Origin of the sequence: Methylocystis sp. (genome assembly GCF_051061225.1) — a bacterium.
Classification (GTDB): domain Bacteria; phylum Pseudomonadota; class Alphaproteobacteria; order Rhizobiales; family Beijerinckiaceae; genus Methylocystis.
Window position 1 is genome coordinate 23789 of the sequence record NZ_JBPFEB010000064.1, and the last position, 6219, is coordinate 30007.

The window sequence follows — 6219 nt, forward strand, 5'->3', positions numbered from 1 at the left end:
TCAAAACGTAGTGAAGCATATCGGTCTCAATTTCAGCCGGGTAACGTCACGGCTCTCCACTCCACGATCACCTCAGGCAAATGGCAATCACGGAATGGCGAGAGGGATAAGAAGAGGTTGCGGAGCGCGGAGAAGGCTTCGATGAAACGCTGCACCCGCCGCCACGATCTGATCCTTTCCATCACTCTGTTGCGCTTTCGTAACGGGAGATGGGAATTTTCGGCGCGGTTGTTCAAACCCTGATGCGATCGATGCTCGACGTGTAGATGCGACACGTCGGGCCGTGCGGGCTTCTTTCGCTTCAGGCGGCGGGCGTAATCCAATCCGAATTTCATGGCTTCAACGGCGAACGGTTTCATACGAGTGGACAATCCCGCGCCCGAGAAGCATCTCCTCGACAATGCGCAGGCTGAGCGGGAATCGGAAATAGAGCCAGACGGCGTGGGCGATGATCTGCGGCGGAAGGAGATGGCGCTTGTAGATGATGGGCGAGGGGTTCGTGCCGCCTGAATGGCCCACCGAGGCCTATCCGCCGGTAAATGTGACATCGCCTCTGGATGGCCTTCCCTCGACAGCTCGAGCGACCCCAGACTAATTTCACCGTCTTGCGCTTCTGATCGAGAGTCACGGGGATCTTGGGTAGAGGGCAGCATGCTGACCAGTAGCTCGGCACCTCTGATCAGAGGCAGCAGGTTGACTTGCGTATCGCGTGGGTATTTCTAGCTAGTTTTGGCCAGCAATCGTGGTCTCGCTCCGTTGCGCGAAGCTCGGCGACGAAATATTTCCGCTTTCCCTCGCCACCAAACCCCCGGCTTCGCTTCTCACGCGCTCAGCAGCCCCGCAAGCGGGAGCCTGCGCTTGCCGATGAAGATTTCCACCTCGCCGGGGCGGTAGGCTTTGTTTAATGATGAGATAGCATTCCCGAGCTTATCGAATTCGATGGCGCCCTCGGGGGTGTAATTCACGAGGAATCCCTACATGGCGCCAAATAACGTCACGGTGGGCGTTCTCCTGACGACGGCGAGAGCCTGCCTCGCGAAGGTAACCGGAGGCTGTGGCAGATCACGGGTAATTCTCAGCCACCTCCCTGCGCCACCAGTCAGGCCGTAGATCGTGATGAGGGCCGGCTCTCCGTTCCGACGAGATAGGCACTCGGTTTAAACGATGCGCGCCATGCAGCTTCTGCTTCCGCCTCCTCCTTTTCTCAAGTGCGGGCGATGATGTTGGCGGTTTCCATGACGACCCTCTCGAGCTCGCTGGCGTCCACCTCCAGAGCCGCTGGTAGGGTGTCTAGGATCATTCTCATGCCAGGAGAACCAACATCACCACCGCAAAGAGCGTTGAAGCGCTGGAGACCCTTAGAGACGTTCTCGAAGTTGCACCGCCGAGCAACCTCGGAGCGGCCGATGCCGATGCTCTCGCACCGCTCCTCGATGAAGGTGTAGATCGGGTAGCGTTCGAGCATGCTATCCTCCATGCCTTAGATGCGGCTGACGAACTCCGCCCTGTTTGCCACGAACGAGGATGGGCCACATCTCACCACCTCACAAGATATAGCTGGATCAACCTTAGTTGGGTCAGGCGCTGCTCAAGGGCGCAGCCGCAAACGTCGCAATAAGAGGTGTGGATTGCGTCGAGGTCCTTAGCCCGCGGAATGAGATGATTGAGGTTCCGGATATGGACATGGTCGTTTCCCCCGCTGGCCCTTAAGCCTGACAAGATATATCAAGCAGAGACGCCGGCGGCTCTTACGCAGAGAGTAACCTCGCCCTCTGAGGGTCTCTAGACGGCGGAGAAAGCGTGTGCGGCCGGTGCCGCGACCGTTGGGGCATTTCGTGGCAGATTACGCCGCGCACGCTGCTTGCGGCGACGACCGATCCCGAGAACGGGCCCAATCTGCTGATAGCAGGCAATCTTCTTCTGGGAAGGGGCCCGTATATCTGAACGTAAGCATTAGATGCCTTGGTCTCTGGATTGGCCCGTGCTTAAATCCTAAGTTCCCATATTGGGACTTTGACGATCCGGAGCGACGAAATGCGATTTACACTCCCACGAACCCCCGTCCTGTTCCTATACGGGCTAGCAGCCGCATTTCTTGTTTATTGGCACTGGCGACACATCCTCGACGCCCTCCCATTTTTGGTCGTGCTGGCATGCCCGCTGATGCATCTTTTCATGCACCATGGACACGGCCACCGCCACGACGCGCCGTCCGACAGATCAAACAGAAGCGAAAGCTGATCAGTTCGAGCTGAGCCGGAGGAAGCCATGGGGCACGAGCATCATCATCACTCAGACCCCGCCGAGCATAAGACGCATCCTGATCTACAACCATTGCAGGCATCTTCCAGCGAAGCTGTAAACGCTGAACAGAGCCATTCGCCGCCGGGTGAAGGCCCTATCTACACGTGCCCCATGCATCCCCAAATCCGCCAGGTCGGGCCCGGAAACTGCCCGATTTGCGGGATGACGCTCGAGCCCGTGATTTCCACCGTCGAAGAGGGGCCAAGCGCCGAGCTCATAGACATGACGCGGCGGTTCTGGGTTGGGTTGGCGCTGACAATTCCCGTCTTCCTTCTCGAGATGGGCGGACACTTCCTAAATCTCCACGATTACATCTCCCCTGAGAAATCAGGTTGGCTGCAGTTTGCCCTGGCGACACCGGTGGTTGTGTGGGGCGGTTGGCCATTTTTCGTTAGAGGCGCGCGGTCGCTTCTGACGCTAAACCTCAACATGTTCACCCTCATCGCCATGGGCACGGGCGTGGCGTGGATCTACAGCGTCATCGCTGCTTTTATGCCCGCTATCTTTCCCAAGACGTTTCGCAGCGCGGAGGGCGCGGTTTCTCTCTATTTCGAGGCGGCGGCCGTCATCACCGTGCTGGTGCTTCTTGGGCAAGTTCTTGAATTGCGCGCCCGCGAACAGACCGGGGGAGCTATCCGCGCTTTGCTCAACCTTGCGCCGGTCACAGCGAAGCGCGTTCGCGACGACGGCTCCGACGAGGAGGTCGCGTTGGATCAGGTCAGCGTTGGCGATCGCCTGCGTGTGCGTCCCGGAGAGAAGGTGCCGGTCGACGGCGCTCTCGTCGAGGGTCGAAGCTCGGTGGACGAGTCCATGGTGACGGGCGAGTCCATGCCGGTGACCAAGAGCGTTGGTGACACCGTCATCGGTGGCACGCTCAACCAGACGGGCGGCTTCATCATGAGAGCAGACAAGGTTGGCAGCGACACGATGCTTTCCCGCATCGTCGAAATGGTCGCTTCCGCCCAGAGAAGCCGAGCCCCGATCCAGCGCCTCGCTGATCAAGTCTCCGGTTGGTTTGTCCCGCTTGTGATCCTGGTCGCGCTGTTTGCGTTTGGCGCTTGGTCAATCTGGGGGCCAGAGCCCCGCATGAGCTACGGCTTGATTGCAGCCGTCTCGGTCCTGATCATTGCCTGTCCCTGCGCCCTTGGCCTCGCTACCCCAATGTCAATCATGGTCGGCGTCGGGCGCGGCGCTCAATCAGGCGTCCTGATCAAGAACGCCGAGGCGCTTGAGCGACTGGAAAAAATTGACACGCTCGTCATCGACAAGACTGGAACGCTGACGGAGGGCAAACCCCGTGTAACGGCCATTCGCCCAGTCGCGGACCTAGCAGAAAGTGAGCTTTTGAGAATCGCTGCGAGTCTTGAGCGCGCAAGCGAGCACCCGCTAGCGCAAGCAATCGTTCAGGCTGCACACGAACATAACTTGACCCTCTCCGAAGCAAGGGATTTCGACTCGCCCGTCGGAAAAGGCGTGACCGGGACAATCGACGGCCTCGCAGTGGCGATTGGCAATAGGCGCTTTTTGGACGAGCTTGGCGTGGACCCGGGCGGTCTCGACGCGGTCGCCGAGCAGCTGCGCGAGGACGGGGCGACGGCGATTTTCGTCGCCGTTGATCGACACCCGGCTGGCGTCATCGCAATCGCCGATCCGATCAAGGAGACCACCCACGACGCGCTACAGTCCCTGATGGATGATGGTCTCTCCATCGTCATGCTCACAGGCGACAATTGGACATCCGCGCGAGCGGTCGCGAGGCGTCTGGGCATCTCCGAGGTCGAGGCAGAAATCCTTCCGCAGGATAAAAGCGAGGTTGTCGACCGACTGCGTCGGTCCGGCCGAATTGTCGCTATGGCCGGGGACGGCGTGAATGACGCTCCCGCTTTAGCGGCAGCCGATGTGGGAATCGCAATGGGCACCGGAACCGACGTTGCGATCGAGAGTGCGGGCGTCACTTTGCTCAAAGGGGATCTGCGCGGCATCGTTCGTGGTCGCCGTCTGTCAAAGGCGACCATGCGAAATATCCGAGAAAACCTGTTCTTTGCTTTTATCTACAATGCGGCGGGCGTGCCTGTCGCTGCAGGCGCGCTGTATCCCTCCTTCGGCCTCTTGCTGTCGCCCACCGTTGCTGCGGCGGCGATGGCGCTGTCCTCGGTGAGCGTCGTCGCCAATTCATTGAGGCTCAGGCGGGTCCGGATCGAGCCTAAGCGTCTGCCCGTCATGCCGCCGTTTCCAGGCATCACCTGACTGGCGGGAAAATCTTATCCGTCCCAAGGTCGGCGACACGTCAAGTGTCCTCAGACGCGAGCTTGCCTCGGTCTTGTGACTCCGAGGGCAGAAAAACATGTCAAAGCGATGATAATGCCCAAGTTGCCACGAGCGGCTTGGAGCCTTTCGCCTTTATGGTCGCTCATCTGCCCCTCGGTCAGCAGCATGATCAGCGGCTTCCCGGCGCCGTCACAGACGAAATGGAGCTTGGAGTTCAGCCCACCTTTCGTGCGGCCGATACAGCGGGAAAAAGCCCCTTTTTTAGGAGGCTCGCCGCCGTCCGGTGCGCTTTCAGATGGGTGGAGTCGATCATGATCCGATCCGGCTTTGTCGCTGCGCTTTATTTCATGCGCAACGCCGAACGGCAGACGAGTTTTTCCATCGACGTTTGACTCCGATCGTCGACCAATTGCTCGTTAGCTCGCGCGAAGCCTATGCCGCTGGGACGGTCGCTTTCGCCAACCTGATCGACAGTAAGCGAACCTGCATCAACATTCGCCGTCTCGTCGCAGAAGCAAGAATCGAACGAGAAAGGCGGCTCGCCGAGCTGGAAGCGCTCGCTGGAGTGGACATCGAAACGCTCGGAAGACTGGCGCTGATCGCAATGATGGAGCCGCCGCCCCTGCCACAATACAAGCGGTAGAAGCGAGACCCTGATGCTGCCAATGACGCGACATATCAGCCTCGGCGGGTTGGCGATCTTGCTGTTTGCGATTGTCGCCGCTTCTGTCCGAGGGGCGCAAGACCATAGCGGACATCAAATGCCGGGGATGACCATGCCGCCCGCTAGGACTCCCCGATCGTCCGCCGCTCCGATGCCTTCCGGATATGCGGAGGTCCAAATCGCTCCCGAAGTCCAGCAGCGGATCGGCGTCACAATAGGCCGCGTCGAAAAGTCCCAATTGATGATGAATATTCGCACGGTCGGGATCGTCCAACCGAACGAAACCAAGGTCGCCCATATCCATCTTAAAACCGAGGGCTGGGTCGAAAAGCTGTTCATCGCCGTCACAGGGCAGAAAGTCAAAGCCGGGGACCCGATGCTCTCGATCTACAGCCCGGCTTTCTTTGCCGCCCAACGCGAGTTCCTCGCTGCCTTACAATACAAACGGACCGCCCCCTTGGAGGCTCAGCGCACAGTCGTCGAAACCACGCGACAGCGCCTCGCCTTATGGGATGTTCCCAAATCGACGATTGACGAATTGGAGCGAACCGGCAGACCCAGCAAGTCGCTTATTCTGAGAAGCCCGATTTCTGGCACCATTCTCGAAAAAAAGGCTTTCGAAGGCCAATATGTCATCCCCCAGGCTGAGCTCTACGTCGTCGCCGACTTGTCAACGGTCTGGGTGCAGGCGAAGGTATTTGCGTATGAGCTGCCGCACATTGCCTTGGGGATGCCCGCCAAAGTGACGTTTCCCTCTTTGGTGGACCGGTCTTTCGAGGGGAAGGTGGTGTTCATTGAACCCGTCGTTGAAGAAGCCGCGCGCACCGTTCAGGTGTAAGCGCCCAACGCGTGGCGTCAGGAGCTTACGAAGTTCCAGGGCATGAGTGCGTCGATGTCTTTGTTGGGCCAACCGGCGGCGATGCGCTCGAGCGTCTGCGTCAACCATGCGTTCGGATCGACGTCGTTGAGACGGGCGGTTGCCA

Annotated in this window: 7 protein-coding genes and 2 pseudogenes; 4 read left to right on the forward strand and 5 right to left on the reverse strand. The window is 59.3% G+C overall.

Translation table 11 applies throughout. From position 1 onward, the window contains the following. Positions 1–32: 32 nt before the first annotated feature. From ACR652_RS11740 to ACR652_RS11750, 3 genes and pseudogenes are all read right to left on the reverse strand, one after another. Positions 33–519, reverse strand: a pseudogene (locus ACR652_RS11740) (DDE-type integrase/transposase/recombinase). Positions 520–821: 302 nt separating this feature from the next. Then, the gene (locus tag ACR652_RS11745) at positions 822–965 is read right to left on the reverse strand and encodes a hypothetical protein (protein ID WP_434506675.1); all 144 of its coding nucleotides are present in this window, start codon (positions 963–965) and stop codon (positions 822–824) included. Positions 966–1204: 239 nt separating this feature from the next. Then, complete coding sequence (locus ACR652_RS11750; protein ID WP_434506676.1) at positions 1205–1465, reverse strand: hypothetical protein; 261 nt, start codon at positions 1463–1465, stop codon at positions 1205–1207. Positions 1466–2034: 569 nt separating this feature from the next. Here ACR652_RS11750 and ACR652_RS11755 point away from each other — a divergent pair. Both ACR652_RS11755 and ACR652_RS11760 read left to right on the forward strand, forming a co-directional pair. Beyond that, a complete protein-coding gene (locus ACR652_RS11755) occupies positions 2035–2241 on the forward strand; it encodes a DUF2933 domain-containing protein (RefSeq protein WP_434506677.1) in 207 nt (68 codons plus the stop codon). Between the two features lie 27 nt (positions 2242–2268). Continuing rightward, a complete protein-coding gene (locus tag ACR652_RS11760; protein ID WP_434506678.1) occupies positions 2269–4551 on the forward strand; it encodes a copper-transporting P-type ATPase in 2283 nt (760 codons plus the stop codon). Positions 4552–4700: 149 nt separating this feature from the next. On the opposite strand, the pseudogene ACR652_RS11765 reads toward ACR652_RS11760, so the two are convergent. Continuing rightward, positions 4701–4888: pseudogene (locus tag ACR652_RS11765) on the reverse strand (IS5/IS1182 family transposase); the annotation flags it as partial. Between ACR652_RS11765 and ACR652_RS11770 the strand changes: the two are divergent. Beyond that, complete coding sequence (locus tag ACR652_RS11770; RefSeq protein ID WP_434506681.1) at positions 4856–5215, forward strand: hypothetical protein; 360 nt, start codon at positions 4856–4858, stop codon at positions 5213–5215. The pseudogene ACR652_RS11765 and the gene ACR652_RS11770 sit on opposite strands and share 33 nt — an antisense overlap. A gap of 13 nt (positions 5216–5228) precedes the next feature. Continuing rightward, positions 5229–6074 carry an efflux RND transporter periplasmic adaptor subunit gene (locus ACR652_RS11775; RefSeq protein WP_434506679.1) on the forward strand — a complete coding sequence of 282 codons (846 nt, stop codon included), beginning with the start codon at positions 5229–5231 and terminating at the stop codon, positions 6072–6074. Positions 6075–6091: 17 nt separating this feature from the next. Here ACR652_RS11775 and ACR652_RS11780 read toward each other — a convergent pair. Continuing rightward, positions 6092–6219 (reverse strand): transposase domain-containing protein (locus ACR652_RS11780; RefSeq protein WP_434506680.1); only part of this gene is annotated, 128 nt, incomplete at its 5' end.